The organism is Runella sp., from assembly GCF_027484545.1.
GTDB lineage: Bacteria > Bacteroidota > Bacteroidia > Cytophagales > Spirosomataceae > Runella.
Map to the genome: position 1 here is coordinate 1 of NZ_JAIXST010000120.1, position 22,012 is coordinate 22,012.

Annotated in this window: 17 protein-coding genes; 11 read left to right on the plus strand and 6 right to left on the minus strand. The window is 44.0% G+C overall.

The window, feature by feature from the left end:
- Positions 1 to 1,439, minus strand: a 1,439-nt coding sequence (locus Q0081_RS10245; RefSeq protein WP_298352356.1) for a site-specific integrase, incomplete at its 3' end; no start/stop codon positions are given.
- Positions 1,440 to 1,610: 171 nt separating this feature from the next.
- A complete protein-coding gene (locus Q0081_RS10250) occupies positions 1,611 to 1,886 on the minus strand; it encodes a single-stranded DNA-binding protein (RefSeq protein WP_298352359.1) in 276 nt (91 codons plus the stop codon).
- Positions 1,887 to 2,029: 143 nt separating this feature from the next.
- Here Q0081_RS10250 and Q0081_RS10255 point away from each other — a divergent pair, with 143 nt between their 5' ends.
- The 7 genes from Q0081_RS10255 (at position 2,030) to Q0081_RS10285 (ending at position 11,252) form a co-directional block, all read left to right on the plus strand.
- Positions 2,030 to 4,429, plus strand: coding sequence for a penicillin acylase family protein (locus Q0081_RS10255; RefSeq protein WP_298352362.1), 2,400 nt, complete (start codon positions 2,030 to 2,032; stop codon positions 4,427 to 4,429).
- A gap of 176 nt (positions 4,430 to 4,605) precedes the next feature.
- The gene (locus tag Q0081_RS10260; protein WP_298352364.1) at positions 4,606 to 5,820 is read left to right on the plus strand and encodes a glycosyltransferase family 4 protein; all 1,215 of its coding nucleotides are present in this window, start codon (positions 4,606 to 4,608) and stop codon (positions 5,818 to 5,820) included.
- 46 nt (positions 5,821 to 5,866) lie between these two features.
- Positions 5,867 to 6,967: a non-hydrolyzing UDP-N-acetylglucosamine 2-epimerase gene (wecB, locus tag Q0081_RS10265; protein ID WP_298352366.1), complete on the plus strand. Its 1,101-nt coding sequence runs from the start codon at positions 5,867 to 5,869 to the stop codon at positions 6,965 to 6,967.
- Positions 6,968 to 6,995: 28 nt separating this feature from the next.
- Positions 6,996 to 8,492 carry a lipopolysaccharide biosynthesis protein gene (locus tag Q0081_RS10270; RefSeq protein ID WP_298352369.1) on the plus strand — a complete coding sequence of 499 codons (1,497 nt, stop codon included), beginning with the start codon at positions 6,996 to 6,998 and terminating at the stop codon, positions 8,490 to 8,492.
- A 33-nt stretch (positions 8,493 to 8,525) separates the two neighbouring features.
- Positions 8,526 to 9,170 (plus strand): FkbM family methyltransferase, encoded by a 645-nt coding sequence (locus Q0081_RS10275; RefSeq protein WP_298352372.1) that lies wholly within the window; start codon positions 8,526 to 8,528, stop codon positions 9,168 to 9,170.
- A gap of 11 nt (positions 9,171 to 9,181) precedes the next feature.
- Complete coding sequence (locus Q0081_RS10280; protein WP_298352375.1) at positions 9,182 to 10,486, plus strand: glycosyltransferase family 39 protein; 1,305 nt, start codon at positions 9,182 to 9,184, stop codon at positions 10,484 to 10,486.
- Between the two features lie 190 nt (positions 10,487 to 10,676).
- A complete protein-coding gene (locus tag Q0081_RS10285) occupies positions 10,677 to 11,252 on the plus strand; it encodes a hypothetical protein (protein WP_298352377.1) in 576 nt (191 codons plus the stop codon).
- 116 nt (positions 11,253 to 11,368) lie between these two features.
- On the opposite strand, the gene Q0081_RS10290 is transcribed toward Q0081_RS10285, so the two are convergent.
- A complete protein-coding gene (locus Q0081_RS10290; RefSeq protein WP_310586489.1) occupies positions 11,369 to 12,340 on the minus strand; it encodes an IS3 family transposase in 972 nt (323 codons plus the stop codon).
- On the minus strand, positions 12,250 to 12,537 hold the full coding sequence (locus tag Q0081_RS10295; protein ID WP_298352379.1) for a transposase: 288 nt from the start codon (positions 12,535 to 12,537) through the stop codon (positions 12,250 to 12,252). The genes Q0081_RS10290 and Q0081_RS10295 overlap by 91 nt, the downstream gene beginning before the upstream one ends.
- Positions 12,538 to 12,681: 144 nt before the next feature.
- Here Q0081_RS10295 and Q0081_RS10300 point away from each other — a divergent pair, with 144 nt between their 5' ends.
- From Q0081_RS10300 to Q0081_RS10315, 4 genes are all read left to right on the plus strand, one after another.
- Complete coding sequence (locus tag Q0081_RS10300; protein ID WP_298352382.1) at positions 12,682 to 13,395, plus strand: FkbM family methyltransferase; 714 nt, start codon at positions 12,682 to 12,684, stop codon at positions 13,393 to 13,395.
- The gene (locus Q0081_RS10305; protein WP_298352385.1) at positions 13,395 to 14,561 is read left to right on the plus strand and encodes a hypothetical protein; all 1,167 of its coding nucleotides are present in this window, start codon (positions 13,395 to 13,397) and stop codon (positions 14,559 to 14,561) included. Before Q0081_RS10300 ends, Q0081_RS10305 begins: the two co-directional genes overlap by 1 nt.
- 103 nt (positions 14,562 to 14,664) lie before the next feature.
- Positions 14,665 to 15,270 (plus strand): hypothetical protein, encoded by a 606-nt coding sequence (locus tag Q0081_RS10310; protein ID WP_298352388.1) that lies wholly within the window; start codon positions 14,665 to 14,667, stop codon positions 15,268 to 15,270.
- A gap of 64 nt (positions 15,271 to 15,334) precedes the next feature.
- Entirely contained in the window at positions 15,335 to 16,846 is a 1,512-nt protein-coding gene (locus Q0081_RS10315) for a lipopolysaccharide biosynthesis protein (RefSeq protein WP_298352392.1), read from the plus strand.
- 74 nt (positions 16,847 to 16,920) lie between these two features.
- Here Q0081_RS10315 and Q0081_RS10320 read toward each other — a convergent pair whose 3' ends face one another.
- Both Q0081_RS10320 and Q0081_RS10325 read right to left on the minus strand, forming a co-directional pair.
- Positions 16,921 to 18,951 (minus strand): hypothetical protein, encoded by a 2,031-nt coding sequence (locus Q0081_RS10320; RefSeq protein WP_298352394.1) that lies wholly within the window; start codon positions 18,949 to 18,951, stop codon positions 16,921 to 16,923.
- A gap of 63 nt (positions 18,952 to 19,014) precedes the next feature.
- Positions 19,015 to 21,417, minus strand: coding sequence for a glycoside hydrolase family 127 protein (locus Q0081_RS10325; RefSeq protein WP_298352396.1), 2,403 nt, complete (start codon positions 21,415 to 21,417; stop codon positions 19,015 to 19,017).
- Positions 21,418 to 22,012: the final 595 nt, after the last annotated feature.

Below are 22,012 nucleotides of genomic sequence, written 5' to 3' on the forward strand. Positions count from 1 at the left end.
ACGTATTTTTTGATGCCCGCTTTTTGGCAAGCTGCTTTCAAAATTTGTTGGATAGATCGCGCCGAATACATGGGCGTATCTTGCCCCTCAAACAAATAGTCAATGGGCTTGTACTGTACATAATACGTTCGTAACATATCCAATGCTTTGGGCGATAGCAATGTGTAACGATCCTTTTTACCCTTTGATTGCTCTATGCGTATTTGCATTCGATGCGAATCTATGTCTTTGATTTTGAGATGAATAGCCTCGCTGATTCGTAATCCAGAGGAGTAGATGAGGGTTAGAATCATTTTGTGCTTGAGGTTCTGAACCGTGTTCAATATCCGCTGCACCTCATCGCTGCTGAGCACCACCGGCAGGGCTTTGTCGCGTTGAGGCCGTTGAAGGGCATAAAACCGCCGCTTGCCGCCCAATACTTTTTCATAATAAAACTTGATGGCATTGATGGCGGTATTTTGGGTAGAAGCAGACACTTTGCGGTCAATGACCAAATAGCGACAAAACTCAATGATCTTCTTTTCATCTATCTCATCAATGGCATCATGCGGAAAATGATTGATAAATTCCTCAAAAGCCGAGCCGTAGGATTTGATGGTCGCTTCGCTATAGCGCAACTCTTTCATTTTCAGTATCATGTCGGTTGGGCACGGACGGTGATTGACCATGACCTCTTTTGCCTTTCGGGGAATGACCGCCGCTGGCGAGAGGGTTTCTCGGTACGTAAATTTGAGCTGATGGGTCAGGGCCGTTTCCTTGATTTGTTGCAGGATCTTGTCAGAAAACGGGACACTCCACCATTTGTTTTTGTCATCCCACTTAGCAAAGGGCACTTGTTTGATTTCTTTCACCAAGTGGGGGTCATAGGCTACAATCACGCGCATCCTATGGGCGTTTACCCGCACCAAGACCAACTCGCCTTCGGTTGGCAGGGGAACTCCGGTTGAGTCCGGAGCGCTTTCAATAGCGGTTTTGTGTTCTATAAACTGCGATATACGGGCTCCGAAATAGGCTTGAAGTGCGTGTAAGTTGGTCGTTGTATACGGAATAAGCCACGTACGGCGCTCTTTATCCCAGCGTACATACTTAAATTTCAACACAAACTGGACATCGGCGTCAGATTTGGGCATTCGCAGCAAGAGTGTCTTGTTCAAAAGCTCAATCACAATGCTGCTCTGAGTAGGAAGGGGAGACGGCTCGACGGGCGGCGGGGCTTGAGCGGCGGGTGTTTCTTTGAGAGAAACGATCTCAATGTCGGGAAAAAGGCTTTTCAGCTCTTCAAAAGCCGTTTTTGTATACGGAATATGCCACGCACCGTGGCTTTTGCTCCATTGTGCATCGGGGATCTGCTTCAGCAAAAGACTGATTTCGCGGTTGTACGGAAAATCCACTTTGATGCGGTCTTCGTTTCGATGGAGTATTTTGCTCGCTTTGATCATCAGTAGCGTAAAGTAGTTTGAAAACGATGTATATACGAAAGAAGGAAAGGATAAATCTCTGATTATAACCGACAACTCAGGTTGTATAGCGCATCTTCCGGCTTTTTATCCAGCATGATCAACTGCTCGGCAATGATCTCGGTTACGTAGCGCTTATCGCCCTCGTTAGTGTCATAGCTTCGGGTTTTGATCCGCGTCGGCGGTCCGATTGCCTTCTACAAAGACCATACTGCCTTTTTTTAAGTATTGATGCGCAAGAACGGCCAAATTTCGCCAAAGTACCACTGTGTGCCATTCTGTATCGCTGTGATTTTGGCCATTTTTGTCTTTGAAAGTTTCAGTGGTAGCCAGCGAAAATTTGGCCACCGAAACTTTATTTTCGAGGATTTGATAGTCAGGGTTGCTGCCTAAGTTACCAATTAGAGTTACGCGGTTAAGTCCTTTCATATATGAAAAAAATTAAATGACAGTATGCTCTTTAGAACAAATTCTGTATAAATAGTCACTCATCTTAACGGGTTTCGTCTCTATTTTTTGAGAAATCTTCCGAAATTTACTAAAATTAAGGATTCGTTAACCTAACCGTCTGTATGAAACGCTTTTTCTTCTTGCTCGGTCTTTCGGGACTGCTAATTACTCCTGCCGCCTGTTCCAATCCATCGCCTATCAAAGGGCTGCATCAACCCGTCGAAATCATCCGTGACCGTTGGGGGATTTCGCACATTTACGCTCAAAACGAACACGATCTGTTTATGGCACAGGGTTATCAGGCCGCTTCCGATCGTCTGTTTCAACTGGAAATATGGCGGCGACAGGCCACGGGGACGGTGGCGGAGCTGCTGGGCGAAAAAGAACTCAAACGGGACATCGGGACGCGATTGTTTAAGTTTCGGGGAGACATTAACGCCGAACTCAATCACTATCACCCGCACGGAGCGCTGATTGTCAACGCGTTTGTGGAAGGTATCAATGCTTACATCCGCGAAATGCGCCAACACCCGGAGCAATTGCCTTTTGAATTTAAAGTTCTAAATACCTTGCCCGACTATTGGACGCCCGAAATTGTCATCAGTCGACATCAGGGCCTGTTGGGCAATGTGAAAGAAGAATTGAAAAATGCCCGCATTGTGCATTTGGCCGGAGCCGACAAACTCCGTGAATTACAGTGGTTTCACCCCGTGAGTGCCCCCAACGAACCCAATCTGACGTTGGATAAAGCCATCAACGGCGAAGCCCTTTTTCAGCCGATTTTGGAACTCTACGAAGCGTTTCGCGCACCGTTGGATTTTAAGAAAGACGACAAAAAAGTGGGCTTAGCCCCTCCCTTTGACTTTGAAACGTGGTACGAAGAGGAAAAAGCCAATGTAGGTTCCAATAACTGGATCATCAACGGAAAACATTCCCAAAGCGGCTACCCGATGCTGGCCAACGACCCCCACCGCGCGCAATCGGTGCCTTCGTTACGCTATTGGGTCCATTTGCACGCACCCGGTTGGAACGTAGTAGGGGCGGGAGAACCTACCTTGCCGGGCGTATCGGTAGGGCATAACGAAGTGGCTTCGTGGGGGTTAACCATTTTTGAAACCGATAACGAAGACCTGTACGTGTACGAAACCAACCCTGCCAATGCCAATCAGTATAAATATCAGGGAAAATGGGAAAATTTGAGAATTGTCAAAGACACGATAAAGGTAGCGAATAGGCCCGCAGAAATAGTAACGCTAAGATATACACGTCATGGGCCCGTCGTATTTGAAGACGGGAAAAATCACACTTTGTACGTAGTGCGGGCAGGATGGCAGGAAGTCGGCTGTGCGCCTTATTTGGCGAGTTTACGCATGAATCAGGCACGTACGTGGGACGAATTCAGAGCGGCCTGCAATTTCAGTCGGGTACCGGGCGAAAATATGATCTATGCGGACAAAAACGGCCACATCGGCTGGCAGGCGGTGGGGCTTTCTCCCATTCGTAAAAACTGGACGGGGTTGGTGCCTGTACTGGGCGACGGTCGCTATGAATGGGGCGGTTATTTGCCCATTCAGCAGTTGCCGCACAAAATTGACCCCATGGAAGGCTACGTGGTGACGGCCAATAATAACTTAACCCCCGTCGATTTTCCCAACCGCAATGCCGTGGGTTGGACATGGGCAAATCCCGTTCGGGCACACCGGATTGAAGAAGTATTGACGGCCGGCAAACGAATGTCAGTGCAAGATTTCGCCACCTTACAGTCCGATTATCTTTCAGGTACGGCGCGGACGCTGGTGCCTCTTTTGCTGAAGGTGTTGGATGAGAATTTAACAAAACAAAACTCCGAAATGGCAAAAGCCAAAGGTCTGTTGCAAGAGTGGGATAAACAACTCAAACCCAATTCGGTAGCGGCGGCCATTTATGTAGAATGGGAAACGGCGCTCAGAAAAGCGGTATACCAACGAACCGTTCCTGAAAATATTCAATCCCTTTTTAAAACGCTGCCTACCAAGCGGTTGGTAGATTGGTTGATTACGCCACGAGTTGACTTTGGCCCTGACCCTATCAAAGCCCGGGATGAGTTACTGGTCAATAGTTTAACTGAAGCACTTAGAGTTCTTACCAATCGCTTGGGCGATGATATGACTAAATGGCAATACGGTCAGGCAAAGAACAAACACATCACCCTGACGCATATTTTGAGCGATTGGGTAGGAGCCGAGCAACGTGCCAAAATAAACTTGGGGCCGTTGCCGCGCGGAGGTTATGGTGAAACGGTTGGCAATACGGGCAACAACCTCAATCAGGAGCACGGCGCCTCGTTTCGAATCGTGGTGGATACCGAAGATTGGGATAAAACGCTGGGTATCAATAACCCGGGTCAGTCGGGAAATCCGGACGACCCTCATTATCGGGATTTGTTTGAACTGTGGGCCAAAGACAGTTACTTTCCCGTTTATTTTTCCAAAGATAAAATCAAAGCCGTTGCCGACCGAACTTGGATAGTGAAGCCTCAATAGAAATAGTTACCTTTGCGCCTCAATTTAACCTCACCCCTGCCCCTCTCCTTTCATGAGAAGGGTTTAAAATTAACTTCTCTTTTTAAGAGGTTAATTTTAAGAGCAGTCGGCCGCTGCTGTGAGGTTAAACAATATATAATTTTACTTTTGAAATGGCCGTCCTAATTTAGATACTAATGCGCGTTTGTTTTGTAATGCCGGCCTTGCCTCACTACTTTAAGCTGATTCTGAACAAGATTGTGGCAGGTACCGGTTATGAGATTTTAATGATAAAACCCGCTCAAAGAGGGCAGGCTACGGGAGCGGCAGTGAAAGAAACAACCGATAATGCCCTTTTCAAAGTCGTAGAATTGGAAGAGTATCGGGCGTGGTACGGCAAACCTTTTTTTAAAGAATTGTTACCTACTTTGCGGGCATTTCAGCCCGATATTTTAGTGATGACCACTTGGCCGTATTTTCTGTATCTTACGCTGAATCCGTTGTTTTATTGGAGGTTACGACAAACAGGTGCAAAACTCATAGCCCGCGATATTCCGTTTAATTATGCCGTTTGGGGACGGGTAAAGGAGTTTTATTTTTCGGATAAATTCCTGAATGAGAACTTTCAAAATGCTGATAAAACGTGGAAAGGATTTGTACTTTTCTGGGTGGCCTCTTTTTTAAGAAGACTCAATTTGCCATTGGCTGATGCCCACATTAATTACATCGACGAAGCGTACGAAATCATCGGCAGCTACGGAGTACTGTCCGAAAAGATTTTCGTCATTTCCAATTCGCCCGATACTGATGAGTTGTTAGAAGCCTTTGAAACGGTCAAAAAGCAATCTACTATTTTACCTCCTAACCCCTACCGATTGATTCACGTAGGGCGTTTGGTCAAGTGGAAACGAGTAGATCTGATTATCGAAGCGGTGCAAAAACTGCGCTCTAAATTCCCTCAAATTGAGTTAGTGGTGGTAGGTTTTGGTCCCGAATTGGAATCTTTGAAAGAATACGCTGAAAAAAAGGGTGTCGCGGATGCCGTTCGATTTGTGGGCGGTGTGTACGATTCCGTCAATTTGGGTCGGTACTTGCACGAGTCAGCAGTCTATGTGTTGGGTGGTATGGGGGGACTTTCCATCAATGACGCCATGTGTTTTGCCAAACCCATCGTTTGTTCGGTTGCCGACGGGACGGAGAAACGGCTGGTTCGGGAAGGAGAAAATGGGTATTATTTCAAGAACGGAGACGTCGAAGATTTGGCACGGGTTTTGGACTTGATCCTTGCCGACCCCGAACGGGTAAAGGCTTTCGGTCAACGTTCGTTGGAGATCATTAAAAAGGAAATAAACATACATACCGTCATTGAAGGCTATAAAAAAGTATTTGAGTTTGTAATTAAATTACCATAACTACTTAGCCCCCATTGGGGGGAAGGGGGCTATTGATACTGATAAAATGAAGATATTAAACATTGTAGGGGCACGGCCTAATTTTATGAAAGTAGCTCCGCTACACCGTGCATTTCAAAAAAGAAGCGAAATTGAATCAAAAATTGTCCACACGGGACAGCATTACGATGCCAAGATGTCGGATGTGTTTTTTAACCAATTGGAACTCCCCAAGCCGGATTATTTTCTGGGGATTGGCGGTGGGTCGCACACGCAGCAAACGGCCAAAATTATGCTCGAATTTGAGAAAGTGATGGAAGCCGAGCAACCCGATTTGGTGTTGGTGGTGGGTGATGTCACCTCGACCATTGCCTGTGCGCTGGTGGCCACTAAAATGCACATCCCTATCGCACACGTAGAAGCGGGACTGCGCAGCGGCGACCGGCGGATGCCCGAGGAAATCAACCGTATTTTGACCGACAGTATTTCAGATTTGCTATTTGTAACCGAGCAGGCGGGGATTGACAACCTCAAACGCGAAGGGGTCCCCGATGAAAAAGTTTTTATGGTGGGCAATTGCATGATTGATTCGTTGGTGCATTATCGTCAGAAAGCCAGTCAGATTGACGTCATTTCGGAATTGGGAGTAGAAAAAGGAGAGTTTGTATTGATGACCATGCACCGCCCCGCCAACGTGGATACGCCCGAAGGCCTGGCGAGCATTTTGCAAATCATTGAAGATACCGCGCATTACAAAAAAGTAGTATTTCCGATTCATCCGCGAACCCGAAACAACATTGAGAAGTTTGGCCTGAAAGCAAAATTGGACAGTATTCAAGGGCTGATTTTGACCGAGCCGCAAGGGTATTTGGAGTTTTTGAATCTCATGGAAAACTCGTCGTTAGTAGTGACCGATTCGGGGGGGATTCAGGAAGAAACGACCTATTTGCAAGTTCCCTGCCTTACCTTCCGCGACAGCACCGAGCGGCCCGTAACGGTGGAATTGGGTACCAATCAGTTATTGTCGGATTTGAATCCCGTCACGGTCCACGAAAAAGTGATGGAAATCCTCCAAGGACGCGCCAAAAAAGGGGTTATCCCACCCATGTGGGATGGTCATGCTGCCGAGCGCATTGCGGAGGTGTTAGTGCAGAAATTCAATCAGTAGTTATCGTATTTAACCATAACAAACGCCCGTGGGTATTGTTGTTCGCCAAAGCCTCAAAGCCGGTATAGGCTCCTATTTAGGCGTATTGGTAGGAGTTATCAATCAGATGTACGTTTCTACCGAGTTTTTGTCGGTGGAACAGTACGCATTGTCACGCATACTTTTTGAGAACAGCCTTTTGTTTGCCTCTTTTGCGCATTTAGGCACGCCTTTTATTGTCGACCGATATTTCAGTCTTTTCCGAAACGATGAAGAAAAGCACGGCGGTATTCTCAGCTTTTTGTTGATGCTGCCCTTGGTCGGTGTTGTGCTTTTTGCGCTGGTGTATTGGCTCTTTACGCCGCTGATCGTGGGGTATTTTTCCAAAAATTCCGCGCTGTTGGTTGATTATCACTTTCTGGTCATTCCCCTGACTGTTTTTTGGATCTACATTACGGTACTGGACGCCTATTGTCGCAACAACTCCCGCATCTCCGTTCCGATGTTCATTCGAGAGGTGTATCTGCGGGTAGCCAATGTGCTGCTGGTCATCATCTTCGGGGTAGGATGGGTCAGTTTTGATTGGATGCTTTACCTCATCATTGCCGCGTACGGATTTGCGGTGGTGTTATTGATCATTTACATCATTATTTTGGGAAAAGGCTATTGGCGTTGGCCCGACCGCACGATCCTAACTCGACCGCTCTTTAAGCAAATGCTCGGGTATGGTTGTTTTACCGTTTTGGGCGCGTTGGGTGTAAATGTAATCTTGTTCATCGACCGAACCATGCTGGCCGGCGAGCGCGATTTGGTCAATGCCGGAATCTTCATTGTTGCGTCGTACATGGCGAGTGTCATCGAGATACCGCGAAAAGCATTGGCCCAGATTTCCATTCCGATTCTGACGCAGCATTTACGCAATGAGGATTTTGTGCAATTGGAAAAAATGAACCGAAAAACGGCCCTGCATTTATTGCTGAGCGGCGGGTTGGTCTTTCTGTTGATATGGGTCAATATTGATGACATTTTTTATCTGTTGCCCAAAAGTAACGTGTACGGCGAAGGAAAATACGTGGTTCTTTTTCTATTGATTACGAAGCTGTTTGATATGGCCGCGGGGCTGAATACCGAGATCATTTTGTATTCCAAATACTATCGGATGGCCACGTGGATCATCATTTTCACGGCTTTACTGGGCTTTTTTCTCAATCTTTGGCTGATATCCTCCTACGGTTTTATCGGGGCCGCGATCGCGACCTCGTTTACCACCTTGGTCTATTCGGCCTTGCGGGTGGGGTATATTAAGTGCCGGTTCGATATTTCGCCCTATTCGCCGAAAAGTATTCAGATTTTAGTGGTGTTTGGAGTGGTATTTTTGTTGTCGTATCTGGTGCCTGCGCATTCTCAAACGCCCCTGATGGCCATGGTCTGGATTGTGATCCGGACGGGTGTGGTCTGTGGATTGTTGGGCTTTTATGTCTGGAAATGGCGAATTTCGGAGGAAGTTAACGGGTTAATTGACAAGGTCTTAGCACGGTTTAAGTGAATTTTTTACTAATAATTGATATACGATCAGACAATGATTAAGGCATTAAAAAAACAGGTTTGGCAGTGGCTGAACGCGTTGAACTTGGGTGGAAGTGTGCAGTTGTATTTGGAAAGTGAGTTGAAGAACAACGGTTGGTTCAGAAGTTATCATACAAAGCGTTCGGTGTATGCTGCCGGAAATCCGCTGCCTTGGTGTACGTATCCGTTCATTGCGTTTATTCAGCCGCGTCTGAAAAAGCATTTCAATGTGTTTGAGTACGGGTCGGGCAATTCCACCCGCTGGTATTCCGCTCATGTGCAGTCGGTGCAGGTCGTTGAGCACGACGAAGCATGGGTAAAGGAAGTAGCCCGTCAACTGCCGGCCAATGCCAATGTGACTTACCGCGCCTTGGGCGATACCTACGTCAGTGCGGTTCAAATGTCGGGAAAAAAGTATGAAATTATCGTGGTGGATGGTCGTAAACGCGTAGAATGTATGCGGTTTTCCGTAGATTTTTTAACCCCTGACGGAGTTTTGATTTTAGACAATTCCGAGCGGGAGAGCTACGCCGAGGTCAAAGGATTTATGGGTGCCCTTGAATTTCGTTGGGTTGATTTTTACGGAATGGCTCCCATTGTATCGCACCTCACCTGCACCACCATTTTTTACCGGGATACTAATTGTTTGGGCATTTGACAGTACAAGTCATGGACACTAAGTCGACTCAACGTTTTTGGTGGTTATTTGGAATATATGCTGTTGTTTGCGTAGGTTTTGCGGTATTTCGTTCTTATCCTCTGCACAGCGATTCATTGGTTTATTTTACGTGGGCAAGTCGGGCTGCTCAAATGCATACGTGGTTTCCGTACCCCCAAACCATCTATGACCCCTGGCTGGCGAGCCTGTTTCACGTCAATCTGGGCGCTATATTTTTGCGTATCTACAACGCCCCGGTCACGCTGCATTTACTGAATGCGGCGGCCAATTTGATCCAATTGTACATTCTGTATCGACTTACCCTCAAATTTTTCGGTCAACAAAGCGCTTGGATTGCGGTGTGGATGTATGTGCTGTATCTCAACACTTTGGGCTTGGTGGTGCTCAATTTAAGTGAGTTGACCTTTACGGCCTGTACCTTGCTTTGTATTTGGTTCTATCTTCAAAAACCCACGTTTACGTGGGGGCTTTTGTCTGGACTGATGGCCGGGTTTACTTTGGGCTGTCGCCCCCTGATTGTGGCGTTGCTGTTGGTATATGGGTTGGTGTGGTTGTGGAATTGGAGGTATAAAAACCACAATCACTACGCGCAACTGACGGGCATTGGCTTAGGCGTTTTGCTGTTTGTGATTCCGATGGGGATGTACAGTAAGTCGCAAACGGGGCAGTTTGTGTATTCGACCACGACCGGTCCTATCAACTTGCTTATGAGTGGGTTTGACGGTGCTACGGGCGTATACAATGATTCTATCCTCAAAAATGATTCGGTCTATTTGTCCAAAAAGACATTTTATGAAAAAGGCGATTACATCCAAACGCGTGCGATTCGCTGGATTGTGAGTCATCCGACAAAATGGCTTTCTTTCTGGCCTCATAAAATAAAGACGACCTTCGTCAACGATGACATTGCCGTCAGCCCATTGCTGGGAAACCCCAACTGGAGTTTTGAACGCTTTATCAAAGATGCCCGCTTGCCACGCGAACAGCGGCAGTTTTGGCTTCAACCGCTTGGATACCGTGTCGCATTTTTAGGTATACATACCTTTCATTTTGGGTATTATTTGGTATTGCTGGGGTTGTGGGGGTATCAATTGATTTTCTATTGGCAACGGCGCTTTATGGCCCCGCTGATCGTATGGATCATCAACGGGTTTACCATTTTGGGATTTCTGATGACCTACGTCGGCTCGCAGGGAAATCTTCGTTATAAGTACCCGTTTTTGGTGATTTCGCTGATTTTGATTGCGCCTGTTGTCACTTTTTTTAAAAATTCGATCAAAAGAGAAAAGAGTTAGCTCCATGAAAAACACATTTTTATTCTACACTCTTTCTTTAACGCTTACAGTGTATTCTGTATCGGGACAATCATCAGAGGTTATTAATAATTTTCTGCTGTTGAGAAAATAGTAGAAAAATAGAGGCTATTATAGCATTGGGAAATGTTGAGCTAAATTCGTTAATTTGTTGACATAAATAAATTTTTTCATGGGTTTACCAAGAATTTTAAAAAGATTATTACCAGAACAGTGGGTCTATAAGTACGAATTAGGTGTATTGCATAGAACCATAAATTATGATTTAAGTGAGTCTGAGTGGCGAGAAAAAGGCTCTGTATTTCCTCCGCCGACGAGTGTCAAGGGGGCAATATTGAAACGCTATCAGAAAAAGTATAATGCAACTGTTTGGGTAGAGACAGGTACTTTTATGGGAGATACAACCAATAGTATGATAAATAATTTTGAGTATCTTCATACCATTGAATTCGCAGAAAAATTGTACCAAAGTGCCGTGAAACGTTTTGAAGATACACCCAAAATTACAGTTTGGCACGGCGACAGTGGATTGGTACTGCCTAAAGTCCTGTCACAAATACCTTCAGACGCTAAATGTTTATTTTGGTTGGATGGACATTATTCAGGAGCTGTAACCGGTAAATCTGATTTGAATACCCCGATAATGAAAGAATTAGCTGCCATTTTTTCCCATGCACTACATCATGTTGTTTTAATTGATGACGCTCGCCTCTTTACAGGAGAGAATGATTACCCTGAGGTGTGCTAATTTAGCCGCACGGGTTACTGTAAAAGGAATTAGTACAAAATCTTCGAAACGAAGGGCAAAAATCTACCCTATCGTTAGGAAGCCCGTTATTTTGTTTTGCCTCTGCAAACATAGCTTTATTTATTGGTCAAATCTTCCCATTTTTGTTCAAAGAGTATCGGTATATCGTATCCAATACCTGAGTGTCTTCGCTTCCTGTTGTAATAGATTTCGATGTACTCGAAAACTTCTGTAAAAGCGTCTTCAAAGTTGAGAAAAGTACCCATTTGCATTAGTTCCGCCTTAAACCTACTAAACAAACTTTCCGCCATTGCATTATCATAATGATTACCTTTCCGAGTCATACTCTGTTGAAAATCATGTTTTTTCAACAAGGTTCTGAACTCTTCCGAAGCATATTGTCCACCTCCGTCAGAGTGGATGATTAATCCCTGAGACAACTTTCTACAGTCAATAGCTTTCTTCAACGCATTAATTACAAGCTCACTACGCATATGATTGGCTAAATCCCAGCCTACCATATTTCGACTATACATATCTTGCCAAGTAGCCAAATACGAGAATGTTCCATCTTTCATCGGTATGTAAGTTATGTCTCCAACAAAGACCTCATTGGGTTGGCAAGCCGGTTCTCTATCAAGTAATAAATTAGGACTTCTTCCCAATTTGTGCTGTGAATTAGTCGTCTTTGGTACAAAGCTCTTAGGTTGAATAGCCTTTAAGCCTTGTTGCTTCATTAGGGTTTGGGTTTGATAACGCCCTATTTTTAAACCTCTGGCCTGTAATTCCTTGCTGATTCTGATTGCACCATAACGACTCCGATGCTCCTCAAAAATATTCTTGACCTGCCGGGCCGCTTCTTGTTTTTGAGAACTCTGAATATGACTTTCTCTACGACTCCACGCATAATAAGCACTAAAACTAATTCCTAAAATCAAGCAAATTAAACGTACAGGATAGAGATTTGATAGTTTTTTGATGACTTCGTATGTAATCGTTAAGTCTGTCGGCTGAAAATAGACAACGCTTTTTTTAAAATATCTCTCTCCATTTCTGCTTGCTTTAGCTGCTTGCGAAGCTGTTCCAATTCAGCATTTTGCTGATTGAGATTGGGGGACTTTTTCGACTTATCATCCGCTTTCCACTTGTATAGTAAGTTTTCCCCAATGCCCATAGCTGCTGAAACTTCTGGAACAGTGCGGCCCGAATCTACCATTTTAAGCACTTCGAGCTTGAAATTCTCGTCATATTTACGACGTTTTCGATTTACTTTTGGTTTTTCCATTTGAACACAAAATTAAGAGAGTTTTGTGTGCGGGAAAATTAGACAATCTCACCCAACTTTAGTAGCTTTACGCGAATTTGTCAGTGCCTATAGTCCTAATTTAGTTGTCGAAAACGAAGATGACATAATCCGTATTGTACCTGCATGAACTTAAAACAGAATCTCTATAATTTGCTTTACTCTTTTGGGTTAAATGTAAAACTGGTTAAGCCGGACAATAATCTTTGGCTCACTAATTTGGGTATTGAAACCGTGTTAGACATAGGGGCTAATGATGGTGATTATGCACGGAGGATTAGTCAAATTTTGCCCGAGGCTCGGATCTATTCATTTGAACCTATTCCAAGCTGTTATCAACAATTGCTGGAAAAAACGAAGTCGCTTAAAATTACGACCTTTCCTTTTGCATTAGGAGAAAAAGAAGAACAGTTATCTATTAATGTAAGTGCTCATTCACCCAGCTCTTCTCTGTTAGGGATGGCCTCATTGCATGAAGAAATGTTTGAAGGCTCCGGATATGTGAAAAGTGAGATAATTACTGTAAAACGTTTAGATGATATAGCTAACCAATTGAATCTTTCCAAAAAATACTTGGTAAAAATTGACGTTCAAGGCTTTGAAGATAAGGTGATAAAGGGCGGCTTTGAAACTATTCGCCATGCGTCTGTTATTGTTATTGAAACCTCTTTTCAAGAGTTGTATAAAGGGCAAATGCTTTTTGGTGAAATACACGATTTGCTTCAATCTCTTGGATTTAGGTTTGGAGGCAATTTGAGTCAGGCTAAATTCTGGAAAGATGGCAGCTTTCTTTATGCTGATTCTGTCTTTTTTAATCGCAGTCTTGAATCTGAAAAATAATGCGTGTCGGAATTATCGAAATTTGCGAGCCCAATCATTACTCAGCTGTACAGGCATTAGCTAAAACCTATGCAATTAACCCTGAAAATCAAGTATTCGTCTTTGTAACGGATGTTTTTGTTCCCGTTTTTGGAAAAGATACTGCGGGTATGACTCTTGTGCCTTTTCATGCAAACACTGATCCGCAGGTTTTTTTGAATACTATTTTATCCGAATATCAATTAGATAGAATACATATTAATACGATCTCTAAAAGCATAGGGGCTTATTCAGCTACGCATTGGCACGGTCGTGTTTTTTTTACCATTCATAACGTAGAACAGTGGTTCGATAATGGATTTTTGAACAGAACACGTCTTTTACTATTTAAAGTAAGAAAACTATTTTATAGTAAATACTTTCGTAAACTTTACCAAGAAGCTGTACTGTATTTAAAGGACTTTCGGCGGCAATATCAAAGGGATATTTTTATTAAAAAACTTACGCAGGCAGATTACCGAATCATCGTTTATAGTGAATCTCAGCAGGAATATCTCTCAAAGTTCATTCCACCTTCGCGTATTATCAACTTTCCTTTTGCTTTACGAGAAGATTTGCCCGACAATTCTTTAAATTCTCCCCTGAGGATATGTGTTCCGGGCTCTGTAACTATTCAGCGTCGAGACTATTTGGGTTTGCTTCATATGATAGAGGTAAATTTAGCAGCTTGGAAAGAACGGGTAATATGGGATTTTCTTGGGTTTGTTAGCGAAGATAGTTTGTCGTTAATCCCTCATTTTGAGAAAATCAGCAGAGCAGGAGTCAAGATACTTTACTACACTCATTTCATATCAGGGCCAGCTTTTGATATTCATCTGAGTAAGGCAGATATTCTACTTGGAAACGTTCATTTGCAGCTCAATCCAACTCAGCGTTATGGTCAAACCAAAGAATCAGGAGTCATTTTTAATATGATAAAAAGCGGGAAGCCTTGTTTGCTTCCGAAAGGGTATGATGTTGATGAAGATTTAAAAAGCGCCTTTTTATTCTACGAAGATTACAGTCAACTCTCTGAATATATTACTGAATTTATTGTAAATTCACAAAAATTATCTTTTTTAAAACAAGATGTAGTGAAAGTTACCACAAAATTCACTCCTAAGCATTTGTATAAAAGACTGATGTAAATAATCTGGCTCAGCACTTTTTGACATAGAATTCTATTGAATTGAAAGTGATTTTTTAGTATGTCATTTCTTAATAAAGAGAAACAAGTTAAATTGTAAAGCTATGAAAAAAGTTATTTTTCTAAGTATACTCATACATGCTATCTATGCTTATAAGGTATTTAGCCAATCAGCTGAACTTATTAATAATTTTTTGTTTATAAAAGGAAACAGCGACTTATCAATCCCGGCACCTACCGGTGATTCCAGAACTTTTTTAAAGTTAAGAAATAATGCCACAGTGCCCGCTTCACTTGTATCAATAGAATTATCATCCGGGAGCAGTATAACATCAACTCTTCTTTCACATCATGCAAGAGAATACGATTATGCAGGTAATCAATTTTCTGGATTTGGCCAACTTTATTCGAAAGATAACGGGTTGATTCTACGTTCAGGAAGTCCTCAAAACCCTAACGGTATGATTAAATTTATGACCGGGAATCAAGTCCCTGGAAATTTTTCATTGGAAAGAATGAGAATAGACATGATTGGCAATGTTGGAATAGGTACTCAGCAACCTAAATTGAAGCTTCAGGTTACTGAAGGAGATGTTTATATAGAGAACCCAAATAGAGGTATTATTTTGAAATCTCCCAACGGAGGATGTTGGAGAGTAACTATAGATGATACAGGAAACTTTGTAAGAACGGGTATTTTATGCCCGTAAAATTGATTTTAGCAGAAAATTTACGCAGTCCACACACTGATAAATTATTTAAATACATAATTTAATGGGAGTTATTATACGCCAAAGTCTTAAAAATTCGATAGTCACTTATTTTGGCGTAATTATAGGGACAATCAATGTCTTATATCTTTATAATGCCTTTCTGTCAACCGACCAAATGGGACTTTATAGTGCCATTACAAGTTTTTCAATCGTTTTTGCTTCTTTTACTCAGTTGGGTATCCCACTGATAGCCGCTCGTTTTTTCAATCGCTTCAATGATGTGCAAAAACAGCACAATGGCTTTTTTGTGTTCTTAATGATTGCTCCTTTGTTTGGGTGTTTTATTTTTAGTTTGATATATCTTTTGGGGAATGACTTATTTCGGTGGATATACGAAGATGGATCTCCTTTGTTAGTACAGTATTATTATTACTTACTTCCTCTCACTATCTGCTTAGTATATATGATGGTGCTCGAATCCTACGCACGAGTGCACTTGCGGATTGTGGTTCCTGCGATTATTCGCGAACTGGGTATTAAGCTTGCTAACTCAACCTTGGCTATTAGTTTTGCTTTGGGATGGATTAGTTTTGATCAATTGGTTTTGGCTTTGGTATTGATACATTTTCTGGCCGTCATGGCGTTGTTGGGCTATTTGCAATGGCTCGGAAGACTGTATTGGAAAGTTGATTTCAGCTTTGTGCGTAAGCCTGTTTTTAAAGAAATGTGGCAGTATGGACTTTGGATGATTATAGGTGGACTGAGTGTCACTTTGGCGCTGAACATTGAGAAATTTTTTCTGGCGGCTTACCAAAACGGCATGACCAATACGGCCATATTTGACATTGCTTCTAAAATAGCGCTCATTATTGCCATTCCCAGAAATGCCCTTGCGTCCATCAGTACGCCGCTATTGAACGAATCCTGGCAACGAAATGACATGGAGCACATTGACGAAATTTACAAAAAATCGGCGCTTAATCTGTTGATAGTCGGCGGTTTATTGTTTTTGGGGATTTGGTGCAACATTGACAGTATTTTCAAGCTCATCCCGAAAGCAGCCGTGTATGAGCAAGGGAAATGGGTGGTGCTTTATGTGGGATTGGGGAGGGTCGTAGATATGGCGACGGGGCTCAACTCCGAGATTTTGATGGGCTCCAAGTACTATCGGTACGACCTCGCTTTTTACATTTTTCAGACCATTATGCTCATCATTGCCAACGCAATTTTGATTCCATTGTACGGTTTCAACGGTGCGGCCTTGGCGATGTTGGTGGCGCTGACGATGTACAATTCCATTAAGTTTTGGTTTATTTATTCCAAATTTGGCTTGCAGCCTTTCACCGCCAATACTCCCAAAGTAATTGCTTTGTTAATAGTTACGTACGGAATAAGTCGACTGATTCCCGTTTCTAACGCAAGCCTCTGGCTCACGTTGGTGGGTATTGCGGCCAAATCAATCGTGATTGTGGGCGTCTTTGTGGGGGGCGTTTTGTGGTTGAGAATTTCGGAAGATGCCAACCAAACAGTGGAAGCTTTGTGGGGAAAAGCCAAATCTTTTTTAAATCACTGACAGTCATACAATTTACCGTCAGGGATTTAGCTTGGCCGTGGAGACACTGCCAAGGGCAGAAGGGCAAATTGCTTTTAACTTTTAATTTTATATACTCTCCCGCTGCTTGAAGCCATGCACTTTTTGTCTTTCAACGTTTGAGCCGTTTCAAAGACAAGTTGATAGCCTTTCAGCGGTACTTTTTTTAGTTCTGCTTCGTGTTCACTATCCAAATTAGCGACAAAAATATAAGTAGGCTGATTCGCCTGCGTCCACGCGATGAGTTTGTTTTTCGCAGTGGCATCGGGGGGCAGTATCCAACGAATTTCTTGGTCAGCAATCTCCTTCCAAATAGACTCGGCAAAGAGTCGGAGGTGTGTCAGGTCTTGAAATTGTTGCATGTTTTCTCCCCATTCAAACGGTCCGTGGGTCACTTTGTCGGTTTCGGCATCGTCATGAATTTGAAATACGTACAGTTTCGTATATTTTTCGTTTTTGTCGCGCTCTTCGTGCCGATTCCGTACTTCAAAACCCAAACTGTAATAACTGGGCATGTCGGTTAAAAACAACCCGATAAAATAGCGAACCAAGTTGCCCGTTTGGTAAAACTCATCAAATCGAGGGTCGTCTTTGTCGGCCGTGATGATGGTAAAACTGGGTGCAAACCGCCGTGTACGGAGCAATTGGTCATACTCGGCAAAGCGTTCCATAAAGATAGGCTCTCCTACAATGGATGCCTGCAAATCTCCTAAAGTAGCGTCGGCTCCAATAGCTTCGAGGTGGTCGAGTTCGTTGCCGTAGCCCATCACATCGGGCGGTGCAATGAAGGTTTCCGCATAAAACGCAAAGTGAGGAGCACCGTGGTGTTGCACGTATTTTTTTACGGCGCAAAGCGGGTCATAAAAAGCGTTGGTTTTGACAGGCACCCCGTCGGCGCGCATTTGGACGTGTGCCATATCGCCGCGCATGAAGTCAAAATTAAACTGTTGTTGACATTCGTGGTATTTGCGGGTAAAATAATGCCAAGCCGCTAAGTTTGGTCGGTCAAAATCCAGTTCCCACTCCTGATTGTTGTTTTTGGAATGATAAAAACGATAGCGCGTCAAGGGCCCGAATACCCGCGACATCGCCTGCGGATGATCAAATTCGTATTGGTACCAAGGGGTGCCGCGCTCGTCAATGATGGATACGTCGGGGTTGATGTGTAAGCCACGGTAGGGAGGGGCCATGGTCATCGGCAAGGTCTCATAGCCCTGATTGACTAAGATTTGCATCAACGTCAACCGACGATAAAGACGTTGTTGTTGGTCAAAACCGAAGAGAACTTCCTGCCGTTTTTTATCGCTCAGCAGCGGAATATCTGGGTCGAAAAGTACTTCCTTGGCATACGTCAGCCAACTTCCGTCGGCGGTTCCGATGAGGTGAAGCTGTTGCCAAATAATTTCCTCCACTTCCTGCCAAACGTTTTCCGAATGGTCAATCAATTGCCCGCCGTCGCGCCGTACCCATTCAAATAAAAGCGGGTGAATCAGCACGATTTCCGAAAAACGGTCGGTGTGCGGAATCACGTCCAAACCTACCGTTTTGCCCAAGGCGTGAAGGACATTGACGACAACTTTGAGTTGTTTTTCGACATTGTCCAACCAAGGGATGGCTTGTTGAAGCTGCCAACTGTAAAATTCGCCGTTGATATTCCAACTGACTTTACCGTACAAACTGCCCACCACACCGGGCTCCCAAATCGGCAAAAGGTGGATGGAATCGTGAAAGTTGGGAAGAGTGAGGGCATAACCTACCACATTCCAAAAGCTCCCGATGGTACGGATATTGACCCCAACCATGTTTGATTTTTTGAGCCATTGGCTGTCATTGTTTTCTGCCAACGGAGAAGCAATCGTTTCGTTTGGGTTGAGCGCCCGAAGCAGCGTTTCTGTTCCCAGCCTTTTTTGGAGGATGTCAAGAACTTGAAAAACGTCAAATTTCGTGGCAAACTCAGGGAGCAATTCAGGAATAAAAGAGACATGAGAACCCTCATACTCAGTCAGAAAGTGGTGATACGTGTTACGCCAATCGCTCACGTACGCCTCACGCGTCAGTGAATCAGTAGAAATCAATCGGTTCATCATAGGTTTTGTAAGGCGGCAAAATACTGCTTTTTTGGGGAAAAGTACAAAGAAAAAGGCCGCTTATTACTTTACTGACCACTCCAAAAGGCCACTTGCGTACTCTTTGGGAAGCAATACCTCCATTTTCAGGGCTTTTGCCTCCACAGGTTCAAAAGACAATTCGTTGTATTGGTCTTTCACCGTACCGAAAGTGCCTTTAGGTTGGACAGGCTTCCATTCGCCGCTTTTGGTTTGGTACAGCAATTTCCACGAAGCAGGTACGCGGCAACCGCCCCAAGGGCCGTCGTCAAACCAATACACTTTCGTGGAAGATACCGTGGCAGGTTGTTCAAAGGTATATTGAACCCATTGAAGTGTGTCTTTCATCGGCCACCAATGGTAGTAAATGTTGTCGTGGTCGTTGGAGTTTTTGGGTTCGGCCTGGTCATTGAGCGCCATGAGCGTTTTGGTAACATGCGAGGCAGTGATTTTGCTCTTTGTGGCGATGGTAGGCGCGGGCAGAGGACGCGATGCCGAAGGTTTGGTGCCAAACCAAACCGCCATTTCTCCGGCTCCTCGGTTGGCCCAAGCGTAGTAGGGAATGGCCTCCAATTTCACATTTGAAACTTGGATTTCATTCGTCAACGTGCGTTTGGACTGTTGTGCCTCTCCCGTAATCACCGTCACTCCGTCCAGAAAATTTGGGCGAAAATCAGCCGTTAGCGGAGTTTCAGGATTAACAACTAAGTTGAGTACGTGGCCTTCCTGATAGTCGGGCCATTCGGCACAGTACACGATGGGGCCGCGCTGAATCGCTATTTTGCTTTGGTCGGCCGCTACTTTGTCATTGGCCATTATTTCTCGCACGGGCATGGGTAAATTCAGGCTGATTACGTCTCCTTTTTTCCATTCGCGTTTGAGTACGGCGTAGCCATTTTCAAGGTGATAATCAGCCGTTTTTCCGTTGACAGTCAAAGTAAAAGGCGTGTTATCTTTCTTGGTAAAAACGTACAAATTACTCGGTAAAGGTTGGTTCTGCGCCCATCCCGGAATGCGAATGGCCATTTCAAAAGTTTTGTGTTTGGCGGGATTTAAGGTAAAATCAACCTTGCCGTTCCAAGGGTATTGAGTCGTTTGAGCGATTTGCAGAGCCGTTCCGTTGAGGGTAATGTCAGCGTTGCTGTTGATGAATAAGTTGGCAAAAACACGGTCATTTTGTTGCGCATACATATAGCCCGGCACCGATGGTATGAAGCGACATACGTTGCTCGGACAGCAGGCGCATCCAAACCATGCACTGCGCGAATGTTGACCCAAGGATTCGAGCGGATTGGGGTAAAAGAAACGGTCACCGCTGAGCGACACGCCCGAGACCATTCCGTTGTATAAAGTGCGTTCCAATACATCGTAAAAACGGGCGTCACCGTGGAGCAGAAACAGGCGATAATTCCAGTAAATATTGCCGATGGAAGCACATGTTTCGTTGTAAGCCGACATGTTGGGCAACTCGTACGCTGCCCCAAATCCTTCGTGACCGCCCGCCGCACCAATGCCGCCGGTGAGGTAAAATTTGTCGTCAATGATGTCTTCCCAAATTTTATCTATGGCGTTGAGATAGGCTTTGTCTCCCGTGATGGCGGCTACATCTGCCATGCCGGAATACATGTAAGTGGCACGAACGGCGTGTCCTACGGCTTCGGATTGGTCGGTGACCTTTTTATGGTCTTGGCTGTATTCTTTGCCTTTGCCGCGCACGTCCAGAAAAAATTTGGCCAAGTCAAGGTATTTTTGCTGACCGGAGGTGCGGTACAATTTCACCAACGCCATTTCAATAATCTGGTGGCCGGGGGCGTGATCCAACTTGCCGGGGCCAAATTCTTTGCAAAGTAAATCTGCGTTTTTGATAGCGATATTCAGCAGCGTTTTTTTGCCTGTGGCCTGATAATGAGCCACAGCGGCCTCAATTAAGTGCCCGCTGTTGTATAATTCATGACTCAAATCCGATTCTTTTTCCCAACGTTTCAGACCCGACCATGGGTGCGTATGGAGTGGGTCGATGGTTCGATTGGTATACAAATACCCGTCGGGTTCCTGCGCTTTTCCGACATGCTCAATGAGCGTATCAATGCGCATTTCCAGGTATTTATCTGGGAAGGTTTGGAGAGAAAAAGCAGCACCTTCAATAATTTTATAAATATCTGTGTCGTCAAATGGATATTCGGTACAAAATTTGCCTGTTTTTAGTTTGGCGGCAAATAAGAAATTATTTACCCTTCCCGTGTTGTAGCAATGCCCCAAAGCAATGGGAATGGTGATGTCGTGATTTCTTTTGATGCGCGGTGCCCAAAATTGGTCATTGACTTTCACGGCCGTAAAAGGGACGGGTTGAATGGGGTAATCGCCCTTGGTTTGGCTTTTTACGTGAATTGTCAAGCATAAAAGGAGCGAAATAAGCCCCGGAATGGTCAATTTTTTCGTATGTGTCATTTTGCAGTTAGCCATCTTAGTTCAGGGTATTCAGGATGTTGTCAGCCATTTTCAAAAATAAGAATAAATCTCATTTATATTGGTACAATTAGCTATGAACCGTTATCGAAGTAAGCAAAGCGAGATAAGGAAAAGTTAAAGCAGTGTATTTCAATTGGGAAAGCAATTTTAAAAATTTAAACGGATTAGGTGTTTAGGAGAAAACGATTATTTTTGTATACCCTCAACGTCTATGTATTGGTAAATGCGCTTATTACGATTTAAAAATATATACACTTGGCTGTTTAGCCTTTTCATTGGTTGTTTACTGTTATTTACGAATCTGTCCGCTCAAGTCGAAAAACTGCTTCACTTACCAAAAGATGAACGCGTTTTTCAATTATGGAAAACAGTGAATGTAGAAAACAGGGAACACAACCAACTACTAAGCTATTTGGATAGTGTAAAAGCTATTTCCAAAAGCCGTCATGATTATCGTTGCAGGATTCAAGTTACAAATGCAACTTCTTGATGGTTAGTTAATTGATTAAAAATTTGATTTGGTGTTTGAAAATCATGTCTTTTTCTTGGCCTGTTATTAAGTTCATTCTCTACA